Raw genomic sequence first — 23,879 nt, forward strand, 5'->3', positions numbered from 1 at the left:
TCTGTGCCGGTACATGTGATAAGTGCCGATAATTTCGGAATAAACTTTGTAAATAAAGCCTTCCTGTCTGCCGGACGGGATGAATATACCGTTCGCTTTATGCAGAATCCTGCCGAGAAACACCGATGGCGACCGCTCACTTTTAACGAGGTGGAAACGCTCATCAAGAACGGAAATACCTGCACTAACTGGAATACCTTTTTGGTGGAAGACCCTTTTACACCGTCGCTGATAAAAAACTCGCTTTTTGCCGGATTGGTGCGGATTTCCTCTTTAACCGAATGCTATCTGCGTTACCATGATTTTATTGTTCCCGCGGGGATTACCAACAGCAAAATTATCTCCTGCGATATCGGAGCGAATTGCGCCGTGCATGATTGCGCTTATCTTGCGCACTATATCGTGGGAAATACCGTCATTTTAAGCAGAATAGATGAGATGGCGGCAACCGATCATGCCAAATTCGGGGAAGGGATCATTAAAGACGGGGAAGATGAAGCAGTCCGCGTTACAATCGATGTGATGAACGAAGCGGGAGGGCGGGAAATTCTCCCCTTTGCGGATATGATTTGCGCCGATGCGTTTATGTGGGCACGGTACCGCGATGATGCAAAGCTGATGGCGCAGCTGAAAAAGCTGACGCAAGACTCTTGCGACTCCGCTCGCGGTTATTACGGTACCGTCGGCGATAACGCAGTCATTAAAAGCTGTAAGATTATCAAAGATGTCCGCTTCGGTGAGGCGGTCTATATTAAGGGCGCCAATAAGTTAAAAAATCTGACCATTCGGTCTTCCGCAGAAGAAGCGACCCAGATCGGGGAAGGGGTTGAGCTGGTCAACGGGATTATCGGGTACGGCTGCCGTGTGTTCTACGGCGTTAAGGCAGTGCGCTTTGTGCTCGGAAATAACTGTACGCTCAAATACGGCGCCCGCCTCATTCACTCCGTGATGGGAGATAATTCAACTATATCCTGCTGCGAAGTGCTGAATGCGCTGATCTTTCCCTACCATGAGCAGCATCACAACAACTCATTCCTTATCGCCGCGATGATTCAGGGGCAGTCCAATATGGCGGCCGCCGCTACGGTAGGTTCAAACCACAACACCCGCGGCAACGACGGAGAGATTATCGCCGGTCGGGGATTTTGGCCGGGGCTTTCCGCGACGCTCAAGCATAATTGCCGGTTTGCGTCCTTTGTGCTGTTGAATAAAGGCAATTATCCCGCCGAACTCGATATTCCTTTTCCGTTCAGCTTGGTCAGCGACAATTTGCGGGAGAATTGCCTCGATATTATGCCTGCCTATTTTTGGATGTATAATATGTATGCGCTTGCCCGTAATAACGATAAATTCAAAAAACGAGATAAACGGAAAACAAAGATGCAAAAGATTGAAACCGAGGTGCTTGCCTGCGATACCGCCGGGGAAATTATGCACGCGATGGAACTGTTGGAACACATCTTTGAAACCGCATGGACGGCGGCAGGAAATCAAGCCGAAAGCGCTCAATATCTTTTGACTCATAAACGGGATGAGCTGAAAAAACTGCCCCTCACTGCCGAAAACATCGAACATTCCGCCCGCCCGGTGAAGATTCTGCACGGCGTGGATGCATGGTATGCGTACCGCGATATGCTGGTATGGTACGGGGTAACCGTTTTGGCAAAATACATCGATGAAACCGGCGCCGCCGGTGAGGTGTTTAGCCGCAGTGGTGTATGCAGCCGGTTCAAGCTTCAAAACGGAACAATCCCGTGGGTCAATGCAGGCGGGCAGCTGATACGCGAGGACGAATATGACCGGCTTCGCAGTAGAATTGGGGCAGGGGAGCTTAATTCGTGGCACGCAATCCACGCCGAATACGATCGGCTCTGGGAACGGTATCCCTTTGACCGCGCAGAACATGCCTACAGCGTACTCTGCCGGCTCGCCGGAGTTTCCGTCCTTACCGGATCGCACTGGCAAACCTACCTTGATGAAGCGGTCTGCCTGAACCGGTATATCGAGGAGCAAGTCCTTATCACCAAGAAAAAAGACTACACCAATCACTTCCGCGACATTACCTACCGGAATCGGGCGGAGCGGGATGCCGTACTCGGTCATGTGGAAGACAACGCCTTTGTGCAGCAGTCCAAGCAGGATGCACAGCACTATGCTGAGCTTTTTGCTCCGCGAAGAGGTTCAACTCTGGTCGAATAGTCTCAATTTTTTCGCGGGGATATTAAAAAGCGGCCTGATGCGTTTACCCTGTCTCGTTTGCTCTTTATCCTTTTTTTATTTTGCCGATATTGATTACGGAGAATAACTATGAAAAAGCGGATACCGATAGTGCTTTTATGCTGCACTATGCTCTATGGTGCGGTATATGCGAAAACAATCGGTTTTGCTTGTATCTATAATGCCGATGCACCGGCCGAAGCAGCCGAACTGACTATGGCACTCGAAACCGAGCTTTTTGAATTTTGTTTTGACCGAGGGATAATAGCAACCAGTATCGAATATATAGTGGAAAACTATGAACGGTACAAGGATAATCCTTCTCTGCTTAAACGCTTCGATTCATCGATTGACTATTTAGTTGCGTTGTATTGTGAATATAAGCAAGCGTTTGAGGATACTGCAAATAGGCAGAGACCGGTCATTGAATGGAAGAACCTCGAATGGAAGTTCATCGATTTTTCCTCTCAAAATATCATTTTTGAAGAGAAAATCAATCCGAAAACAATACCGGAAATTGAATTAAGGCGGAAAATAAAAAGCGCCGGTCAAGCTATCGGTACGAGCATATTAGACCTGTTCGATAACTTCGTTTTGGAAACTTTATAGGGTAAAAAGGGGATACAGATGATCAAAAGAACAATAACTGTCCTAAGTATGTTGATGCTGAGCGCTGCACTGACGTGGGCAATATGGGAAGGCAATGCGGCTGCGGGATCACAGGAAGATTTTCCTACAGGGCTCTTTGCCTCCAGCGATTTATTCCCTAAGTATACACTTATCGAAATCACTAATTTGGAACAAAATACAACATCCCGCGCCGTGGTTATTGGCGATATGGGATCTGACGGCTTACTGGTAAAAGTGTCTCCCGATTTAGCGCAGGCTTTATCAATCAAAGAGGGAAGCATCGCGCGTGTACGAGTATCCGTGCCGCCGCTTGTAGCCGAGGAAGGCGCCGATCCGGTATTGTTAGGTAAAGTTGAAGAGAAGCAACCTACCCCAGCGGCGGCTCCTACAAAAGCGGCTGGCGAGGTGTCTCCGAAAGCGCTCGAACCGGTACAACCGGAAGTAGAAAAAGCCGAAGCGGAAAAACCGGTAGCGCCAATAGCTGAAGTTGAAGAACCTATCCAGCCCGAACCTGCGTCAGAGGAACCGATGGCTCCGATAGCCGAAGTTGAAGAACCCGTGGAGATTTCTACATCATCCGAATATTCTGCAGAGGCTGAAAAACCGGTACCGGATGCTCCCCCTATTCAAGAGCCGCCGATGCAAGAAGGAAGCGAATCTTCAAAACCGGTACTGCAGGTTGCGGAAATAACCGTTCCGGAAACAGCACCGGAGTTAAATGAGTTTCTGTCACCGGTTCCGGAAGTGCCAACTCCAATCGAACCGGAACCGGTAATTGCCGATGAAGCTAAACCGGTAAAAGATACGGAAGAGCCGGTAGCCGAACCGGAATCTCTTGCTGAAGAACAGACAGAAGAGACGGAGGAGCTGAAAGACGAACCGGAGCTTGTTATCGCTGAGGAAGCTGCTGCGGAAGATGATGTGATTATGGAAAATCATGTTGTGCTCGTGCCGTCGGAGCCGCGGGCGCCGATGAAAGAATATATTCCTGTTCCCAAAGAACACGAAAAACCGGCAGTGCCTGTTGAACCGATTGTTACACAGCCTGCCGAAGAACTCTATACTGCGAATGTCCTTACAAGGGGAGCCTTTTATGTACAGATCGGTTGGTTTAAGGATATGCTCAATGTAGACAGTTTTGTACAGCTGTACGGTAAACGGTATCCCATTGCCATAGAAAAATCTTCTACGGCAAAAGACGTCTTTTACAAGGTCTATATCGGACCGCTCAAAAAAGATGAACGGGGTGCAACATTGGAAACCTTCCAAAAATTAGGCTTTAAAGATGCTTTCTTAAAAAAGGCTCCCTAAAATAATACAATGGGGGGGGGGCGCTGCTAAAGATAACCGAGTGTTGAGCAGTGTCCTAACATAAAAGGGGTGGAAATGGATTTTCAGCGAAAAAAGGATTTTTTAGTCTGTATCGATAGCGACGGTTGTGCGATGGATACGATGAACCTCAAGCACTACCGTGCTTTCGGGCCGGAGCTGGTAAAAATATTTAATTTACAGGAACATGCGGAACCGGTTCTGCATTATTGGAATAAAGTAAATCTATTCAGCAAAAAGCGGGCAATCAATCGCTTTAAGGGCTTTTTTGAGGTATGCCGGTATATCGATAAGCATTTTATTCCCGTCGATGGATTGGAAGCGTATGAACACTTTCTCAATTCGGGCGGGCGATTGTCGAACGAAGGTGTCAGACAGGCATATCAAACTATCGGTCATCCTATCTTCGCAGTTGCGGAGCAATGGTCTATCAATGTAAATAAGACTATTGCTTCAATACCGTTGGAAGACCGAATCCCTTTCCCCCATGTTTACGAAAGCATCGAAACCATTTATGCCGTTGCGGATATAGCTGTTGTCAGTTCTGCCAATAATGCTGCCGTGACTGCCGAATGGGAGCAAGCCGGTTTAACAAAATTTGTGAACGGTATTTTTACGCAAGAAAACGGCAGTAAAAAGCAAGTGCTTGCCTCATTGAAACAGACCGGCGGATATAAAGACGGATGTATATTAAAAATCGGTGATGCTCCCGGAGATTTACAGGCAGCGCAAAGTAATATCGTGTTCTTTTATCCGATTATTCCTGAAAAAGAAGCAGAGAGTTGGCTTCAGTTAAAAAACACCTACTTGCACCTCTTTATCAATGGACAATATGCCGACTGTGAACAACAGCTCATTGACCGATTTTATTCTGAACTTGAAGATTAACTTTTGAGGATTAACCGTGAATCAGTATAGAAAAAATATATCGAAATTATTAGTAATATTCTGTTTTTTCATTTCTGTAACAGCTCCGGCGTTTACAGAACAGCTTCAGTCTGTCAAAACCAAGTATTTTGAAATTATCTATAAGGAAGCATCGGCTCCTTCTGCAGCGCTGCTGACAGAATATGCCGATGGTTATGCCGATGAGATATGTGCTGCTCTACAGCAAAAAATCAAAGGGCGCATACCGGTGTATCTTGTATCCGATACGGAAGAACTCAACGGATATTTTACACGAAGACCGCATCGCCGTATTGTTATCTATGATGCCGGTAGTACGGATGGAACACTCGGTAATTTGCCCGACACACTCTTGCAAGTTTTTTACCATGAACTTACTCACGCCCTTACGCTTGACGTTCCTTTTTCTCTTTTAAATATTTTACCGATGTCTTTTGTAGAAGGAGCGGCTGTTTCTTTTGAAAGTTTGCATGGACAAGGGCGTTTGAATGACCCGCTGATTCGGCAATATTTAATTCAGAATAAAATTGATGGTACAACTCCAACGTGGACGGAAGCTGCAAGTGCACGGGATATGTATCCGACCGGATTATGGCCATATATCTATGGCGGTTATTTTGCCGACTATTTGCAAAAAACATATGGAATGGAGACATATTCAAAACTGTGGAAACTGAGCTGGAGACTTTTTATACCGGGAAAATTTAAGTCTATTTATGATAAAGAAGTAAGCGCCGCATGGAATCAATTTATCAATACTATTCCGATGCCGGAAAAACTGAATGAACCGGTTCCCTTTGCCCCTCAGACAAAAAAATCGGGATATAGCGCTCTTGCAGCTTCCCATGACGGTTTTGCCTATTATGATTTTGACAATCAAGCGGTATATTTTACACACGTAAATATCGATAATACAGACAATACCATTGCAGCTTCCACACCCGTCAAGCTTTTTACAGCGGATTTTTCGTTAAATCAACTGTCTTTTTCGGAGGACGGCTCTCTTCTCGTTGTCTCGGATTCAGTTGAAACAAGTAATAAAACTTCGCAAAAGCGCTCACGTATTTTTGATATGAAAAAACGTCGATTTATCGGTAAACCGATACCATCAAGTATGGCGGCGTGTTTTGTTGACAATCAGACACTTTGTTCCATAAGGCTAAAGAATCAATCATTTTCCGCAGTATTGATTGATCGTACTACACAGGAAGTTAAGAAAGTTTTATATACGGCCGGTCCCGGTCAATCCTTTGCCTCATTGTATAGTCCTTGTTATATCGGAGAAGGGCAGGTTGCCCTTATCGCAGCAAATGGGGTAAAACGTACTATTTTACGTATCGATACCGAAACAGGCCGTCTTTCGTCGTTGCCTGAACAAGATACCCCCTACGCAATCCGCTACTTACAATCGGTAAAAAGCGGTAATGAGTATATCCTTGCTTTCTCTTGGGCTGAGATGAATATGCTCTATCGGCTCGGCCTTTATTATCCTAAAAGCGGCATCATAAAAACACAGCAAACCGATATTTCCGGCGGCGTGTTCTTTCCCATTCTACTGCCGGAGAAACAGCAGCTATCGAATGAAGTCGGCAATCATTCCATCATTTACGTAGGGCAGCACGGTACCTATCACCGTTTATATACTATGCAAGAATCGGAGCTTACGGTAAAAACTATCCAACCGACAGCTATAACTGTTCAACCGGATATACCGGCATCGACCAAGCTTCCTAACCTTGAGCTTCTCAATCCGAGCCGGTATCAGCCACTCACATGGCTGTGGCGGGCAAAGGTACGGCCGACAGCCAATATCCCTGCCGATATACGGCGTTACGGGGGATACGGTATCGGGATAAAACTGGCTATGCTTGATCCTACGGAGACAATCGAAGTTAATTCTTCATTGCTATTTCTGCTAAAGCCTTTTTTTACACAAATAAAAGCCGATGCAGCCTATCACTTTAGGCCTATTTCGTTAAATATGAATGTCTTTGATCAACTTGATACAAAGACGTTTACCTACCGTAAAACCGGATTTGGCGTCGGTGCAAGCAGCGTTATTCCGCTTTCCTATTCATGGGAAATGTTTAAACTCTCTTATCTGGCAACGGCAGCATGGATAGCGCCTTTATCCGATACCGGTAAAACCTTCTATCCGTTTCCATACAAGTATACGGTACTTGCACATGAAGGGCAGCTTTATTACCGAAATGTCCGCAGTTCCCGCATAATACGGTCTCCTTTCTTTGCAAAGGATCTTCAAGGTGTCTCCATATCAAGCTCTCTTGCTCATGCATACTGCGTTGAACAAAAAGCCAATGCTGCCGTTTTTCAGGCATCGTTTGACGGCTATATTCCTGTAGTACCGCTTCGCTTTACTTTGAGCGGTTATCTTGGATTCAATGCACGGTTTAATCCTTTAAACGGAACATATTCGCATATCGCCGCTCATTACCCTGTTACGGAAACCAATTATTTTCCCTCTTTTGCAGCATATAATACCAATGCAATGCGGCAGAAACTTGCTTCGCTTGGAACCGGTAAAGTGTCGGGAGGAATATCAGGCGTCTGCGATCTTACATTTTTTAGCTATGACGTGCAAAACGGCATCTCTTTCTTACCGCTGTTTATAAACCGTATATCCTTTCATACCGGCTATGCTTGGATACTGACTGGGAATTTTCCTGCAAAAGCGCATACCGGCGGCTTTCTCTATTTGGATACCCTCTATGTAAACTGCCTTGTGGCATTAAACAGATCGGTGGAGATTGGGGGAGAGTATATGCATCCGGTTCGAACGTTTTTACGGCCGGGAGTTTTCCGATTTGTTGTCGGTGTAAACCTGTAAGAGCTTTGTTTTCAATGTTGTCTGCCGGTTTACTAGACCTGTTCGATAACTTCGTTGTCGAACAGGTAGACGAGTTCAAAATTGCACAGATAGCATGATGCGTGAACATCGCATTTCAAGGTACCCTGTTCCGAACCGACAGTCTCCGAACAGGGTTACTCCGCACCCGAACCGGCGGCATCGGTAGTATGTGCGGCAAATTCATCCAGTTTTCTATGCAGGGTTTTGCGCCCGATGCCGAGTATATCGGCGGTTTTCGATTTATTCCCGTTATAGGCGGCAAGAGTTTCCATAATGATATGCCGTTCCGCTTCGGCGAGGGGAGTTCCGATTTGGATGCGGATGGAAGACGTTTGCTCCGCTTCGCGTATCGGCTCGGGTAAATCGGATAGGCGAATGGTATTGTCAGAACTCATCACGACAGCGCTTTCCAGACAGTTCCGCAGCTGCCGGATATTGCCGGGCCAATCGTAAGCGTAGAGCGCCGCGCGGGCTTTCGGCTCGATGGCGGTAATCTGTTTTGCGTTTTCTTCCGTAAATTCCTTGATAAAGGCGGCAATCAGCAGCGGAATATCCTCTTTCCGTTCCCGAAGCGGAGGCACGTGGATATGCACCACATTCAGGCGGTAATACAGATCGCTGCGGAACGTACCGGCGGCCACTTCCTTTTCAAGATCGCGGTTAGTCGCAGTGATCAGGCGAGTATCAACGGTGATGGACTTTTCGCCGCCAACCCGCTCAAACTGCTTTTCTTGCAGCACGCGCAGTATTTTGATCTGCAAACTCTGATTGATTTCTCCGATTTCATCCAAAAAGATCGTGCCGCCGTCAGCGAGCTCAAAGCGTCCCCGTTTCTGACTGACCGCACCGGTATAGGCGCCCTTTTCATGCCCGAACAGCTCGCTTTCCAGTAAGCTTTCCGCAAGCGCGGCGCAGTGTACTTTGATATAACTGTTGTTTTTCCGCGGGGAAAGGTTGTGGATTGCGCTGGCAATCAGTTCCTTGCCGACGCCGCTTTCGCCGGTGATAAGCACGGATGCGCGGGAGGGCGCTACCTTCCTAATCATCTCAAACACGTGCTCCATCGCAGCGCTTTTACCGATGATATGCTCGAATGTTTTATTCGACTGCACCTGTTCGACAAGTTCACGGTGCTGCAATACCAGTTCGCGGTTCTGGAGAGCGCGTTTTACCAGCAGGGAAAGTCGGTCAAGGTCGAGCGGCTTGGTTAAAAAGTCATACGCCCCCATACGCATCGCTTCGACGGCGGTTTCGACGGTGCCGTGCCCTGTCAGCACAATAACCGGCACGCCCGGCGTTTCCGAAGTTACCCTGCGGAGAATTTCCTGTCCGCCGACGCCCGGCATCCGCAAGTCGGTGATAACGAGGTCTACCACCTCAGAAAGCGCTTTTTGCAGGCCGTCAGTTCCGTCTTCCGCAGTCAGTACCTCGTACCCTTCGTCCTCAAGCGCCATCTGGAGTCCTTCGCGGATATTTTTTTCGTCATCGATAACTAAAATTTTAAACTTCATGCCTTATACTCCTGTGCTGCGTGTACTGTCGGTGCTTTGTACGGTGTGTGCCTCAAGCAAAAGCGGTTTTTCGCTGCGGGTAATGGGTAAAATAAATGTGAAGCGGGTGCCTTTGCCGATATCCGAATGTACCTGAATATCCCCGCCGTGCTCTTTAATCACCTTATACGTCATGGTGAGACCGAGTCCGCTGCCGTCAGGCTTTGTCGTAAAATACGGCTCAAAAATTTTATGCAGTATGTCGGGCGGAATGCCTTTTCCCGTATCGGTAATGGCGATATATACGTTTTCTTCGTCATACCGTGTGGTGATGCCAAGTTCTCCGCCTGCGGGCATCATCGCGGCTTTTGCATTCGTCAGGATATTCATCAGCGCTTGGCGTAAAAAACGTTCGTCCGCTTGAATAACCGGCAAGTCGCTATCGAGTTGGGAAACGAATACAATGCCTGCTGCGGAAAACTCATCCTGAAACGTTGCAAAAAGATTTTTGATAAGTTCATTGATGTTGACCGGTGCAAATTCGCATTCGAGCGGACGGACGGCAAACAGAAAATCCACCACAATCTTATTTAGCCGCTCGATTTCTTCTTCTACCACATCGAGGTGTTTTTGCGCTTTGGTATTAATCTCCAGATTGCATGCTTTAAAGTTTTTCCGCAGCAGTTGGACGTGGATACTGATTGCCGCAAGCGGATTTTTTATTTCGTGCGCAACCGCTGCCGCAAGGTTGGTAAGGCTCGCAAGGTTTTCAAGCCGCCGATTATTGATTTCCTCGCGCTTTCGCTGCGTAATGTCCTCAACGGTAATAATCGTACCGCGCACCCGTTTTTCTTTTACGAGCGGCAGCACCGAAAGCTCAATATACTGATTTCCTTCGTCGGCAGCGATAACGAATTCTTCAGCGCTTCTAGCTTCTTCGTTTTGTATTACCATACAGATAAAATCCGCCAGCTTGGTATCGGAAATAGACGTCCACAGCGGCCGGTCGGGACTTTCCGAAAGCGGAATACCGAGAATACGTGAAGCTGCACGGTTGGTCTTTATAATCGTATGGTCGGAATCCAAAATGATAACGCCGTTTGTGAGCGAATCCATCATCGCGTCAAAGAGTGCGTAGTCATCGACGATTAATTGGATAAAAGAGCGGAGTTGCGAATCGTTCATGCGCGGTAGTTTCTGCAGTGCGCGGCTTATAAACTCTCTCATACGGCAAGTATAACGTAAAATGATAAAAAGCGCAAATTTTAGCGCTTTCCTATCGAAATCAACAACCCCGACGCAAGCATCGGGGTATTAAACTCTCGTATCATTCGGTGTTTTTTTAAAATTAACGCTTTTCTTTTGAGGATTTCAGTGTATAATATTCGATAATGAATAAGTTAAAAGCGGCATTAAACAAACAAAATCTCAGACGGTATTTGGGACTTATGGCAAGCTACACGGAAATTTTGCTTGCACTGGTAGTTATTGTTGGGATTTTGCTCCTCTGTATTCGGGTTCTTGTACAGCTGAAAGGCTTTATCATCAGTACGTTTGCCGGTACGGATGTTCCCTCATTTGCGGAATTCCTTTCGACGGTATTTGAGCTGGTTATCGGTATCGAGTTTGTAAAGATGCTTACAAAGCATACGCCGGGAAGCGCTATCGAGGTGCTTTTATATACGATTGCCCGCGCACTCATTATGGATCACAGCAGTATGCAGAGTTCTTTGCTCGGTGTTATCGCTATCGCAATTCTTTTTGCCGTCCGTAAATATTTCAACGATCCTGAAGTACACAATCATGAAACCGGCGGCGACTATATTGTAAACGGCGGTATCAGTATGAAAGAGGTTAATAAACGGCTTGATGCCGATTTTGACGAATCCTATGGGCACACCGTTGCAGGGTATCTGTTCAATTATTTACAGGCGATTGGAAAAAAGCCGACGGTCGGATGCGAAGCTCAAATCGGTGAATATATGTTCCAAGTATATGACATGGAAGGGGAACTCATCCGGCATATTAAAATAACTCCGTTAAAATCATAAAAATAGTTATAGGGAGAGCTGCATAATGTCTGAGTATAAATGTTCGCGAAAAGATTCTTGCCCCGTTCGTTTGGATGCGGAAAAACAGCTTGATTCCATCATTGAAGATATGTTTGACGGTATTTATATCACTGATGGTGAAGCTAATACATTGCGGGCAAATAAAGCTTATGAAGTAATTACCGGTATTTCTCGTGCCGATGTAATCGGCTGTAATATGAAAGAGCTTGAAGAGGGCGGGACTATCTCTCAGTCGGGGTCTTTAATTGCTATCAGAACAGGCAAGCCGGTAACGCTCCGGCAAAAGTTTAGCACGGGACGTCAAGCATTGATCACCAGTACGCCTGTATTCGGTCTCGACAATAAAATCGAAATGGTCATTACTAACGTTCGGGATATGACCGAAATTCATCATCTGAGGGAAGAAATCGAATCCCGAAATGAGGAACGGTTACGCCTGCATAAAGAATTGGAGCATATCAGAACTCAATTTCTCGATAAAACCGATTTTATTGCCGCCGATAAGGTAACGCTTTCGATTATCCGTATGGCGGATAAGGTTGCCCCGCTTGATACAACGGTGATGATTAGCGGCGAAACAGGCGTCGGTAAAGAGGTGTTTGCCCAATATGTCCACAGCCAAAGCCGCCGCAATAAAAAATCGTTTATCAGCGTAAACTGCGGCGCTATTCCGGCAAATTTGATAGAAAGTGAGCTGTTCGGTTATGAGCGGGGAGCTTTTACCGGCGCTGATAAGAACGGCAAAGCGGGGCTTTTCGAGGTTGCCGACCAAGGGACAATCTTCCTCGATGAAATCGGCGAGCTGCCGCTGAATATGCAGGTAAAGCTGTTGAGGGTTTTACAGGAGCATGAGGTAAAACGTATCGGCGGCACAAAACCGATTCCGGTAGACATACGTGTCATTGCGGCGACAAACCGTAATTTGGAAGAAATGGTTAAGAAAAAGAAATTCCGAAAAGACCTGTATTACCGGATGATGGTATTCCCGCTGCATATTCCGCCGCTTCGTGAACGCCGCAACGACATTATCCCGCTAGCGGAGCTTTTCCTTGAACAGCTCAACCGGAAATATGCGTTCCGTAAATACTTTTCAGATGCGGCGCTCCGGCTGATGGTTGGCTACGAGTGGCCCGGAAATATCCGCGAGCTGCGGAATATTGTAGAACGGGCGGTTATCGTTACCGATAGCGACGAAATTACGGCAATGAATACGTTTATTACTCCCTGTAAACAGCAGGCGGAGCCCTTGTACATACCGGTAAAACAGCCTGAAAGCGTTCACGACCTCAAGGCCGCACTCGCGGATATAGAAGCGGAATACATCGACTTTGCCTATAAAACCTACGGCAATGTGCGGCTTGCGGCGGAAAGTCTTGGGATGTCTCACGCAACCTTTGTCCGCAAGCGCCAACGGCATACCGCCTCCCGCGAAATAAACGAAAAGCCCTCAGCATAGTGCCAAATTAAAACCTTAATACTGCCGACTCCTTGATTTTATCAATCATTGCCTGTATGCTTCTATCAATATATGCAAGGAAATAATATAACAAACCTGTTCGGAAACTTCCGTTTCTGAACAGGTTACCTTGAAATGCGATGTTCTAAATCGTGCTATTTGTGCGATTTAGAACTCGTCGACCTATTCGAAAACGCAGTTATCGAATAGGTCTAACCTTGAGGAGTGCAGCATGATATGTCAGATATGTGGAAAGCATAGCGCCGCTATGCTCGTGCGGCAAATTATAGACGGAAAGGCAAAAGAACTGTATATTTGCAGAACTTGTGCTAAAAAGCATCATCTTTACTCTGATAACAAGGAAATGCATCTTTCACTTAAAGCTATTTTTGACGGGCTTGTATCCGCATTGGATGCTTCGGAAGGAGCAAGTGACAGTGTTCATCCTCTGGCGTGTCCCGATTGTGGAATGCCGCTGAGTCGTGTCAAAGAAAAGAAGATACTCGGCTGTCCCCGCTGTTTTTTTTATTTCCGTGATACCGTATTAGAACTTATGCAAGAAACGTCCGGAGAGGTCTTTTACGCAGGGAACCTGCCTTTAAAAACGGAAACGTTTTCGGATTCGGCGGCTTCATTACAGCATCTTGAAGAGGAACTGCAAAAGGCGGTAGAAAACGAAGAATATGAACTGGCGGCCTATCTCCGCGATAAGATAAGAGAGCAGGAGGTATCGTCCTAGTATGGTTGCCTCTTCGAATGCATGGTATACCTATTCCGGAAACGACAGCGATACGGTTCTTTCTTCGCGGGTACGTATTGTACGGAATTTAAAGAACTACCGCTTTCCTCCGACACTCGGAAAAGAAGATGCGGAAACGGTATACCGGACTGTAGTATCCGCATTCTACGACCTGCCGCCTTCCGACGGCTTTCATCCCATTAGGCTTGATACCTTGGACGCAATAGCAAAAAAGATTTTTGAAGAGCGGAATATCATTCCTGCCAATTTGGAGCAGAAGTTCGGTACGGGCGTCATTGTTCGTGACGACGGTATCCTTTCGGCAACGGTGAATGTCAAAGACCATATCAGACTTTCTGCCTTTTATGCGGGTTTTGAACTTCAAAAATGCTTTACGCTGGGAAAGAATATCATCGATACATTGGCTGAAACGCTGGAATTCAGTGCAGTGCAGGATTTCGGATATTTATCTTCCGATGTGATGAATATCGGCAGCGGGATTAAATGCTCGGTACTGTGTTCGCTCCCCGGACACTCACTGAATAATAAGATACAGGAAAGGATAGAGGCGCTGACCAAGCAAAATTTTGAAGTACACGCTTATTATGCGCAGAATACCAAACGACTACTGGGATATCTGTACCTCATTTCTACGAAAAGCGCTGCAGGCTATACCGATGAGGCACAAATCAGTATGATAACGTCTGCGATTCGGGAACTTATCAATGAAGAGCGGGAGTTGCGGGATTCGTTGGTAAAAACGCAATTATGGCGTATCCAAGATGAGGTCATTAAGGCGTTCAGTATTGCGAAAAATGCCTATTTACTCGATGTAAAAGATACGATAGATATTGTGTTCAAGATAAAACTCGGTATCAATCTCGGCTTTATCGAAGGTTTAAGTCAGGAAGCCTGTCTTGCGCTTCTGTATCAAACTCAGACCGCCCATATTGCCTTTTTGATGCTGAACGGTACGTTTCATCTTGAAGAACCCTTTCAGCTGGATGAACTCCGTATTGAGCGTATCCGCGCAATTTTAGTACAGGAGATCTTAAAACGGGCTGAACTGCGGATACAAAACTCCGCAAAAAGCAGACTGTAGAAACGGGAGACAACTATGCATACTCTTTCACAGAATCTTTATGAATTATTGACGGTTTTTAGCCAGCAAGAAGCTCGGCGGGTCAATGCCGACACGGTAGAACCGGAACATATACTGCTTGCGCTCATCACAAAAAAGCTGGGGCGCGGATATCGCTTATTGGAGAATCTCCATGTCAATTTTTTGACGCTGCAACTGCGATTGGAGCAAAGTACCCCGATACGGGAAGGCGAGCCGGTGAGGGGAGAAATTCCTTCGTCAAATAGGGTAAAACAGCTTGTCGATACCGCCGCCGCTCAAGCCCGGATTATGCAGCAGGAAGCAGCAGGGACGGAGCACCTTATTCTGGCCTTTGCTCAGATACAGGAGAGTATCCTTGCGCATTTCTTTTTACAGCAGGGAATTTTTCTGGATGACGTACAGCAAACCATGAAAAAGTTGAACGGTACGGATACGCGGCGCGATAAACAGCAGCAGGAAAAAAAGAAACATAGCGCATTATCCGAATTCAGTAGGGATCTTACACAGATAACTCGCCAAGGGCTTCTTGATCCCGTTATCGGCAGGGAGCGGGAGATGCGCCGCGTGATGCAGATTTTATCCCGCCGCAGCAAGAATAATCCCGTTTTAATAGGAGAACCCGGTGTCGGAAAGACTTCGATTGTCGAAGGACTCGCGGCGGCTATTGTGAATGAACAGGTGCCTCGGTCGCTGTTCGGGAAACGGGTTATATCGCTCGACCTTGCCTCCGTCATTGCCGGCACCAAGTACCGCGGACAGTTTGAGGAACGCATCAAGCGCATCATCAAAGAAGTCAGCGAGGCTAAAAATATCATTCTGTTTATCGACGAGCTGCATACCCTCATCGGTACCGGCGGCTCTCAGGGAGCGCTCGATGCGGCCAATATCTTAAAGCCGGCGCTTGCCCGCGGGGAAATACAGTGCATCGGTGCAACGACGCTTGACGAATACCGCAAGTATTTTGAAAAAGATTCCGCTCTTGAGCGGCGCTTTCAGTCCGTGCTGATTAAGGAGCCGACCAAAGAAGAAACCTGCGCGATTCTTGGGGGGCTTAAATCAAAATACGAGCAGCATCATCATGTTCATTATTCCGACGAAACGATTAAAAAGATTGTAGAGCTTTCTTCCCGCTACATCCCCGACCGTTTTTTCCCCGATAAGGCGATTGATGTGATGGATGAGGCCGGCGCTTTGAAGAAAATGGATACTACCGAGCTGCCGCAAAATATCACGACCATCGAACAGCGGATTGCGGAGCTTGCCGGCGAAAAGAAGGACTTGGTTGCAGTACAGGATTATGAACGGGCAGCTGTCGTGCGCGACGAAGTAAAGCTCTTAAAAGTTCAGCTGGAAAAAATCAAAATGCGGTGGTTGAACCAAGAAAACGAAACAATGCTTGAAGTAGACCCTGCCGACATTGCCGAAACCGTCTCTTTGATGACGGATATTCCGCTCAAGAGTGTCGGCTCCGACGAGGCAAAGCGCCTTGCCGAAACCGAAAAAGAGCTGCATAAAACTATTATCGGACAGGATGAGGCAATCGGTATTATCGCAAATGCGCTGCGCCGTTCCCGCGCAGGAATTGCCTCGGCTGACCGCCCTATCGGCTCGTTCCTCTTTTTAGGACCGACGGGGGTAGGGAAGACGCTGCTGGCAAAAGCGCTTGCCGAATTCCTCTTCGGCTCTGCGGAATCCCTTATTAGGGTCGATATGAGCGACTATATGGAAAAACATGCCGTTGCACGCTTGGTCGGAGCGCCTCCGGGCTATATCGGTTTTGAAAACGGCGGAATGCTGACGGAAAAAATCAGACGGAATCCGTATTCCGTTATCCTGTTTGATGAAATTGAAAAAGCGCACCCCGATGTCTTTAACCTGTTGCTGCAGGTGCTGGAAGAAGGTGAACTGCGGGACAGCCTCGGCCATACGGTGAGCTTTCGGAATACGGTGATCATCCTTACCGGCAATGTCGGCACGCGAAATTTGATGGACGAGCCGCTCGGCTTTGCACGGGTAGAAAACCGCACCATCGACTATCAAAGTATGAAGAAGTCCGCCGAACTGGAGGCAAAAAAAATCTTCAGTCCGGAGTTTTTAAACCGGCTCGATTCGCTGATTGTCTTTACTCCGCTTTCGGAAAAAGAAATAGAAGCTATTTTCGAGTTAGAGCTTTCTAAATTGACCGGCCGCCTCGCTGCAAAACAGTTACAGCTTAGAATCACTGATAATGCCCGCGCCTATTGTATAAAGCACGGCTATGATCCCTTGCTCGGCGCCCGTCCGATGCGCAGGCTGTTGCAAACCGAAATAGAAGATGTCCTCGCCGTCAAAATCATCACAGGGGACTTTACCCCCGGCACTATCGCGGTCGTCGATACTGACGGAAACGCACTTACGATAAGCATTCAAACCGACAGACCGGCGATTCCGGCAACAACCATCACCTTACTTCCTGCCGTCTCCACGGAACCGCAGGAAGGGTAGTTCAAACAGCGCTTCCGGCATTATCGGAAGCGCTGAAAATGCCGGAATTATGATACACCCGCGAAGAGGAGTATTCCGCGTATGATCATTGTAAGCGCCTGTCTTGCAGGATTCCCCTGTAGGTATGACGGAAAGAAAGCAATAACTCCTGCCGTGCAGCAGCTTGTAAAAGAAGGAAAAGCAATACCTGTCTGTCCGGAGCAGCTTGGAGGCTTACCGACACCGCGTTCGGCAGCAGAAATGAAAGCAGGAAAAGTCATCAACACTGACGGCGATGACGTAACCGAAGCATTTGAAAAAGGTGCTGCTGTAGTTTTAGAAATAGCACAGCAGTATGGTTGTAAAGATGCACTGCTTAAAGCCCGTTCCCCTTCATGCGGAAAAGGTTTGGTGTATGATGGGACTTTTTCCGGAATACTCACTGCAGGAAACGGGAAAACGGCAGATTTGCTCATGAGGAATGGGATAACCGTAATGACCGAAGAAGAATGGAGTGATATCGATTTTCCTTTGCGCTTTTTGAAGCACTAAGCGAGTCCTAAACGGGCTTTCCGCGTTGCCCGGCGGTGCGCCAGCATACCGTATTTAGGCGCAAACACCATCGCGCAGGCAAAAAAGAACGACTCCGTTAAAATGATACAGGCGCCGGTTGCTCCGTTCAGGTAATAACTCACATAAGTACCAATTAAGGAACTCATCACCGCGGAGCAGGCGGAAATAAGAAGCATCCGGTTCAGTCTGTCCGTCAAAAGGTAGGCGATACAGCCGGGAATAATCAGCATCGCAACCGTCAGCAAAATCCCCGCCGCCTGCAGCGATGCAACAATGGTCAGCGCCGTCAGCGAAAGGAACAGGTAATGAATAGCCTGCACATTCAAGCCCACCGCCTGCGCATGGTTTTTATCAAACAAGTACAGCAGAATATCCTTCCGTTTCATAAGCGCCACAACCAGCGTCACCACCGAACACACAATCGCCTGTATCATATCGCCTTGTTCGATTCCCAAAAGACTCCCGAACAAAATATGCATAAAGTGAATATTCGAACTCACCTTTGTAACCAAAATCAGCCCGACTGCCATCAGCCCCGTAAAAACCACCCCCATCACCGAATCTTCATGGATACGGCTCCGGTCTTTTATCCACCCCGTCGCAGCCGCATTCAATAGCCCCGCCGCAAACGCCCCAACCCCAAGCGGAATATGCAAAAGATACGCCCCTACAATCCCCGGCAGTACCGCATGAGAAATCGCATCCCCCATCAGCGACCAGCCCTTTAAGATCAGATAACACGAAATAAGGGCGCAAACACCCCCAACCAACGCCGCTATTACGAGCGCCTTTATCATAAATCCATACGTAAACGGCTCTAGAACCGACATTAACCACATAGACCTCTCCTCAGTTTTGTTTTTTATATTCTTTTGAGCGGCTTTTTGCTTCGCAAAAATCAGGCTTTTCGGGGTTCCGCCTCTCGGCTCCAATCTCTATTCCGAAGGACGCGAAGCAAATCTAACCGAGTTTTTAGAAATGCCCTGTGGTATAAACCTCATTCTTTTGTGCAAAAAAGGCTTTCATCGAACGTGCTGCCGTCCGCCGCGCGGAGATGATGCCGTGATGCGGCGCAAAGAACAAAATGGTCAAAAATAAAAAGAATTGCAGCGCAACAATACACCCGCCTGCCGAGCCGTTTAGATAATAGCTGATATAGGCTCCTGCAGAAGCGGTGAGTGTCCCGATTACTGCTGCAAGCCCCATCATTATCGGAAATCTATCTGTGAGCAGATATGCGGCAGCTCCCGGTGTTACCAGCATTGCTACAACCAGCACACTGCCCACCGTTTGCAGCGCCGCAATCGCCGTAACGGCAAGCAGGGTGAGCAGCAACAGGTAAAGCGTATTGGTATTCAGCCCTATCGAGCGGGCGTGCGACGGATCAAACGAAAAAAGCCGCAAATCCTTCCATTTCAGCAAAATGATGATAAGGCTCACACCCGCAATAATGAGCGTTTGCACAATGTCCCGGTCGGCAATACCGAGGATATTTCCCATAATGATGGTCGTCAGGCTGATATTGCTTGGATACAGCGAGATCAGCAGCACACCGAGCGCAAAAAACGTGGTATAGACAATGCCTATGACCGCATCCTCGCGTATCCGTGTGTTCTTTTTAACAAAGCCCATAATGAGCGCAGCGAGCATCCCGCTGATAAAGGCACCGACAGAAAACGGAATACCGATAATATAAGCAACCGCAACTCCCGGCACCACCGCATGGGACAGCGCATCTCCCAAAAGCGACCAGCCTTTCAGCACAACAAAACACGACAGCAAGGCACACACCCCGCCGACACCTCCGCTCACCAAAATCGCTTTCACCATGTACTCATACTGAAAAGGAATCAATAACATATCACTCCATCAAGGCAAACGCATCAGACTATTTTTTTAACACCCCGCAGAATAATGGGGCTGCCTTTCTCTTCAAAACCGCCACTACTCAACAACATTTCTTATGCCCTTGAGATACGGTCTACCCTCCTGCTTGGTAATCAAAGCCCCCTCGTCATCGGTAAATACTCTTATTTCATGAGCAGTATCTTCCGGATTATCGGTATGATCAATCTTAATAGTCCGCAGTGCCCCGCCGAATGCTTTAATCAAATTTTCAGCGGTAAAGGTTGTTTCCGTCGCACCGGAGGCAATCACTGTCCGATTGATGATTACAACATGATCGCAAAACTCAGGGATGGAACCTAAATCGTGTGTGGAAACAAAGATCAGATGCCCTTCGTTTTTCAGCTCACGCAGCAGCTCGATAATCGCTGTTTCCGTTTTAACATCGACTCCGGTAAACGGCTCATCGAGCAAGATGATTTTTCCCTGCTGCGCAAGCGCCCGTGCAAGGAACACCCGCTTTTTTTGTCCGCCGGAAAGTTCGCCGATCTGCCTATCCTTAAAATCGAGCATCTGCACGCGTTCCAAACTACGCTCAGCTCTTTCCTTATCTTGCTTGCTTGGAATGCGGAGAAAATTCATGTAGCCATACCGTCCCATCATCACCACATCCCACACACTCACCGGAAACGACCAGTCCACGTCTTCCGACTGCGGCACATACGCAAGCAGATGCTGCTTCTGCGCCGAACGGATCGATTTTCCGCAAATGGTTACGGAGCCGCTCATCGGTTTAATAAAGCCCATGATTGTCTTAAAAAGGGTTGATTTACCGCTGCCGTTTACACCGACCAATGCGGTAATTGTTCCTTTTTGCAAGGTGAACGACGCATCGTAGAGGGCAACATGTCCGTTATTGTACGCTACACTGACATCCTTTACTGCCAGTTCAACGGAATCCCCTTTGTCATTTATATTGTTACTTCCATTATTACTATAAGCCGCATGCCGCAGCGAATGTATCACCATACGTCTCCCCTTCTCAGCTCAGTTATTCAATTCGTGCACGGAATGTGCATTCAGTACCGCCATGGATGGCGGTGGTTCCATACAGGAGTGAGTTTTTGCTTTGCAAAAACTCATCGTTGAGCATGTACATGGATGTACATGCTCAACGGCGGCTATCCTCAAATCCCTTCACAATTGCATTCGCATTGTATTCAAGCATTTTTAAGTAAGTCGGGGCATCGCCGTCTTCATACGTTAAAGAGTCGACATACAGAACACCGCCATAATAGGCTCCGGTTTCCTTACAGACTTGTAACTGTGGCTTATTGCTGATGGTACTTTCGGAAAAGGCAACCGGAATGTGATGCAGTCGGATCGTGTCGACCACCTTTTGAATTTGCTGCGGGCTGCCTTCCTCGTCGGCGTTGACCGGCCACAGGTATAATTCTTTCATATTACAGTCGCGGATCAGATAAGAAAAAGCCCCCTCACAGGTTACCAGCCATCGCTGCGATTCGGGAATTTCGGAAAGCTTTTCAGTCAAGAACGTATCGATCTTTTTGATGCTTTCGCTGTACGCAGCTGCATTGGCATTATAGGTCTCCGCATTTGCAGGGTCTAAACTCACAAAGGCTTTCCGGATATTTTCCACATAGATGAGTGCATTTTTCGGCGACATCCACGAATGCGGGTTCGGCATCCCGTTGTACGGTCCTTCCCCAATACCCATCGGCTCAATCCCATCGCTAAGCGTAACGCTCGGTACATCTTTTACATTGCCCATGAATTTTTCAAACCAGCGTTCAAGCCCCAAACCATTGCGCAGAACCAAATCAGCAGACTGAGCCTTAACAATATCGAGTGGGGTTGGCTCATATTCGTGAATTTCCGCCCCCGGCTTGGTAATCGATTCTACCAAAAGCTTATCGCCCGCAATATTCTGCGCCATATCCTGCAAAATAGTGAAGGTCGTTACCACCCGTTTGGGGCGTTCTGTATTCGCTTTATCTGCAACCGCATTATTCTTTTTTGAACATCCCATCATACCGGTTGCACCGATAATAAACGTTAGCGCTGTGAACATAATTATTGCCCATTGTGTATGATTTTTCATACAAGCTCCCTTTGGAAAAATTATTCCAAAACAAAATTTTATTTTTTAGTAGTCAATACTACATTAAATGTCTGTTTTTATGTAGTATTACCTACTTATTTTTCACCATAAATGTAGTACATACTACGATATTTTGTCAAGACTCTCACAAGAATTTATCAACAACCATTTGACTGATTTTGATAAGGCCTCTATTTTAGAGGTTTCCTATAAATCTCTTCATACATTCCAAAGTTTCGGAACTGATATGGTGCTCCAATCCTTCGGAATCGAGGAGGGCATTTTTTTCGCTTACGCCGAGTTTTAACAAAAATTGAAGCACAACATCGTGCCGAGCCGCACATTCGCGTGCCAATGCGCGGCCTTCTTCGGTAAGACATATCGGTTTATGGGTACCGCTTTCAATCAAATGATTAGCTTTTAACCGTTGCAGCACCTGAATGACCGACACATGGCTTACGCCGAAATATCGTGCAAGATCCATAACGCGGCATTTCCCGTTTTCGTTACTGATTTTGGCGATAGCTTCCGTATAATCTTCCAGTATTTCTATTGCGTGATCCGCTCGCGTCCGCGAAAACGCCGCCGATGCTTCCGTTTTTTCTTCCATCATTATTCAATCCGATTTTTTAGAGATTTCTTATAATATATGGTTCGGCGTCTGTCTTTCAAGTGGAAATACTTTTATATCATTCGTTTTGCTTTATCGGGATCGTTCTTTTTAATTGTATCTGCACTATCTATGTTGAACTCAAATTGACAATTGCAGTACGGAACAGTTCCTCTTCTTTTGCAGCAGGATCGGCACCTTTTGCGCGCATGGATTGCGCAACCGACTCTACCGTTTCTGCGGTACGCTTCCGATCATATCCCATATTGATAAGAGCTGTGATAATATCTTCAAACTCCGATTTTTTTGCCGTTTCCGCCCGCCCCGTATCGTGCAATCCGGTAAGCTGACCTTTTAGAGCAAGCACCATCTTTTGCGCTGTTTTCTTTCCGATACCGGGGATACTTTGCAGCCGCGCGACGTCTCCTGCCTCAAGAGCCGCTTCCAGCGCTGCGCCGTCCAGACCGGAAAGAATTTTCAGCGCTTGTTTCGGGCCAATTCCGTCAACCTTTGTTAAATCCAAAAAAAGGCTCCGCTCAGCCGGTGTTAAAAAGCCGAAAAGCCTCATCTGATCTTCCCGATGATAGAGCCATGTATAGACCCGTACCGTGTTCCCTGCAGCTCCGAATCGGTCTGCACTCAGGGCGGATACAAAAACTTCCCATTCAATGCCGTGTGTTTCTATGTAGATGGATTCTGCCGTTTTACCGGTCAACGTCCCGCTGATGCTGTTAAACATGATTTTCTCCTTTTGAAATATATCCGTTCTTAGAGATGACCTTCCGTTTTTAGAGGTTTTCTATTCTGAAAATTGCACCGCGGAAGCGCCCTTGGTGATTTCCGTAACAAGCTGAGCAAACTCGGTACAATATTCAAGCGGAATTGAGCCGCTCAGCCGGACGGTTTGTGCAAATTCCGTTTGTGCAAAGCTGATCGGCAGATGTGCGGCGGCGCGGAGCAGCGGGTTGTGATTCTCATAGCTGCATTCACATATAAACTCCGCTTTTTGAATAAGCGGCTCTGTGTGTACTTTAGCGAGTGCCTCTTTTGCCGCAGTAGAATACGCTTTTACCAAGCCGCCGGTTCCCAATAGGGTACCGCCGAACCAGCGGGTAACGGTTATCAATATATTGGTAATTCCGCTTCCCTTTAGGACGGCAAGAACCGGCTGTCCCGCCGTACCCGTCAGCTCTCCGTCGTCGCTGCAGCCGAGTATCGAGCCGGTTTCACCGATAACAAAGGCGTGAACTACGTGCCGAGCATCGCGGTATTGCTCTTTTTGCCGCTTTACGGTCTCCTTTGCTCCCTGCGCATCGTCCGTATAGAACACCTCGGCGCGGAACACCGATTTTTTTACGGTTATTTCTGCGACAGCGGCAGCTATGGGCCTCGATGCTTCGGGGATAGATACCAATATGTCGGGCATAACCGCCGG

General features: G+C 47.3%; 20 protein-coding genes. 11 read left to right on the forward strand and 9 right to left on the reverse strand.

The genetic code is table 11. The annotated features are described in order from the left end of the window. Positions 1–3: 3 nt before the first annotated feature. From HGH47_RS08240 to HGH47_RS08260, 5 genes are all read left to right on the forward strand, one after another. On the forward strand, positions 4–2,199 hold the full coding sequence (locus HGH47_RS08240; protein WP_432911655.1) for a DUF4954 family protein: 2,196 nt from the start codon (positions 4–6) through the stop codon (positions 2,197–2,199). A gap of 108 nt (positions 2,200–2,307) precedes the next feature. Then, positions 2,308–2,826: a hypothetical protein gene (locus tag HGH47_RS08245; protein WP_253675157.1), complete on the forward strand. Its 519-nt coding sequence runs from the start codon at positions 2,308–2,310 to the stop codon at positions 2,824–2,826. An 18-nt stretch (positions 2,827–2,844) separates the two neighbouring features. Then, a complete protein-coding gene (locus tag HGH47_RS08250) occupies positions 2,845–4,158 on the forward strand; it encodes an SPOR domain-containing protein (protein ID WP_432911658.1) in 1,314 nt (437 codons plus the stop codon). 75 nt (positions 4,159–4,233) lie between these two features. Next, positions 4,234–5,064 carry an HAD family hydrolase gene (locus tag HGH47_RS08255; protein WP_253675155.1) on the forward strand — a complete coding sequence of 277 codons (831 nt, stop codon included), beginning with the start codon at positions 4,234–4,236 and terminating at the stop codon, positions 5,062–5,064. A gap of 16 nt (positions 5,065–5,080) precedes the next feature. After that, positions 5,081–7,930, forward strand: coding sequence for a hypothetical protein (locus tag HGH47_RS08260; protein WP_432911663.1), 2,850 nt, complete (start codon positions 5,081–5,083; stop codon positions 7,928–7,930). Positions 7,931–8,085: 155 nt separating this feature from the next. Here HGH47_RS08260 and HGH47_RS08265 read toward each other — a convergent pair whose 3' ends face one another. Together HGH47_RS08265 and HGH47_RS08270 are read right to left on the reverse strand one after the other, a co-directional pair. Next, the gene (locus HGH47_RS08265) at positions 8,086–9,462 is read right to left on the reverse strand and encodes a sigma-54-dependent transcriptional regulator (RefSeq protein WP_253675153.1); all 1,377 of its coding nucleotides are present in this window, start codon (positions 9,460–9,462) and stop codon (positions 8,086–8,088) included. Between the two features lie 3 nt (positions 9,463–9,465). Next, positions 9,466–10,668: a two-component system sensor histidine kinase NtrB gene (locus HGH47_RS08270; RefSeq protein WP_230974322.1), complete on the reverse strand. Its 1,203-nt coding sequence runs from the start codon at positions 10,666–10,668 to the stop codon at positions 9,466–9,468. 164 nt (positions 10,669–10,832) lie between these two features. Between HGH47_RS08270 and HGH47_RS08275 the strand changes: the two genes are divergently transcribed. The 6 genes from HGH47_RS08275 to HGH47_RS08300 all read left to right on the forward strand — a co-directional run bounded on the left by HGH47_RS08275 (position 10,833) and on the right by HGH47_RS08300 (position 17,846). Beyond that, a complete protein-coding gene (locus HGH47_RS08275) occupies positions 10,833–11,492 on the forward strand; it encodes a transporter associated domain-containing protein (RefSeq protein WP_212564769.1) in 660 nt (219 codons plus the stop codon). 25 nt (positions 11,493–11,517) lie between these two features. Then, positions 11,518–12,969, forward strand: a complete 1,452-nt coding sequence (locus tag HGH47_RS08280) for a sigma-54 interaction domain-containing protein (RefSeq protein ID WP_212564770.1) — start codon at positions 11,518–11,520, stop codon at positions 12,967–12,969. A gap of 232 nt (positions 12,970–13,201) precedes the next feature. Then, positions 13,202–13,708, forward strand: coding sequence for a UvrB/UvrC motif-containing protein (locus HGH47_RS08285; protein ID WP_212564771.1), 507 nt, complete (start codon positions 13,202–13,204; stop codon positions 13,706–13,708). A gap of 1 nt (position 13,709) precedes the next feature. Further along, on the forward strand, positions 13,710–14,810 hold the full coding sequence (locus tag HGH47_RS08290; protein WP_212564772.1) for an ATP--guanido phosphotransferase: 1,101 nt from the start codon (positions 13,710–13,712) through the stop codon (positions 14,808–14,810). 15 nt (positions 14,811–14,825) lie between these two features. Then, positions 14,826–17,315: an ATP-dependent Clp protease ATP-binding subunit gene (locus HGH47_RS08295; protein WP_212564773.1), complete on the forward strand. Its 2,490-nt coding sequence runs from the start codon at positions 14,826–14,828 to the stop codon at positions 17,313–17,315. 81 nt (positions 17,316–17,396) lie between these two features. Next, a complete protein-coding gene (locus HGH47_RS08300) occupies positions 17,397–17,846 on the forward strand; it encodes a DUF523 domain-containing protein (RefSeq protein WP_212564774.1) in 450 nt (149 codons plus the stop codon). On the opposite strand, the gene HGH47_RS08305 is transcribed toward HGH47_RS08300, so the two are convergent. The 7 genes from HGH47_RS08305 to HGH47_RS08335 all read right to left on the reverse strand — a co-directional run bounded on the left by HGH47_RS08305 (position 17,843) and on the right by HGH47_RS08335 (position 23,870). Next, positions 17,843–18,706 carry a metal ABC transporter permease gene (locus HGH47_RS08305; RefSeq protein WP_212564775.1) on the reverse strand — a complete coding sequence of 288 codons (864 nt, stop codon included), beginning with the start codon at positions 18,704–18,706 and terminating at the stop codon, positions 17,843–17,845. The two genes, HGH47_RS08300 and HGH47_RS08305, sit on opposite strands and share 4 nt — an antisense overlap. Before the next feature lie 133 nt (positions 18,707–18,839). Then, the gene (locus tag HGH47_RS08310; protein WP_212564776.1) at positions 18,840–19,727 is read right to left on the reverse strand and encodes a metal ABC transporter permease; all 888 of its coding nucleotides are present in this window, start codon (positions 19,725–19,727) and stop codon (positions 18,840–18,842) included. A gap of 84 nt (positions 19,728–19,811) precedes the next feature. After that, positions 19,812–20,741 carry a metal ABC transporter ATP-binding protein gene (locus HGH47_RS08315; protein WP_212564777.1) on the reverse strand — a complete coding sequence of 310 codons (930 nt, stop codon included), beginning with the start codon at positions 20,739–20,741 and terminating at the stop codon, positions 19,812–19,814. 142 nt (positions 20,742–20,883) lie between these two features. Next, a complete protein-coding gene (locus HGH47_RS08320) occupies positions 20,884–21,834 on the reverse strand; it encodes a metal ABC transporter substrate-binding protein (protein ID WP_432911674.1) in 951 nt (316 codons plus the stop codon). Between the two features lie 196 nt (positions 21,835–22,030). Further along, entirely contained in the window at positions 22,031–22,447 is a 417-nt protein-coding gene (locus tag HGH47_RS08325; RefSeq protein ID WP_432911677.1) for an iron dependent repressor, metal binding and dimerization domain protein, read from the reverse strand. A gap of 127 nt (positions 22,448–22,574) precedes the next feature. Continuing rightward, positions 22,575–23,183 carry a Holliday junction branch migration protein RuvA gene (gene ruvA / locus HGH47_RS08330; protein WP_212564779.1) on the reverse strand — a complete coding sequence of 203 codons (609 nt, stop codon included), beginning with the start codon at positions 23,181–23,183 and terminating at the stop codon, positions 22,575–22,577. 60 nt (positions 23,184–23,243) lie between these two features. Continuing rightward, positions 23,244–23,870: an IMPACT family protein gene (locus tag HGH47_RS08335; protein ID WP_432911740.1), complete on the reverse strand. Its 627-nt coding sequence runs from the start codon at positions 23,868–23,870 to the stop codon at positions 23,244–23,246. Positions 23,871–23,879: the final 9 nt, after the last annotated feature.

Origin of the sequence: Treponema sp. OMZ 805 (genome assembly GCF_050937395.1) — a bacterium.
Classification (GTDB): Bacteria; Spirochaetota; Spirochaetia; order Treponematales; family Treponemataceae; genus Treponema.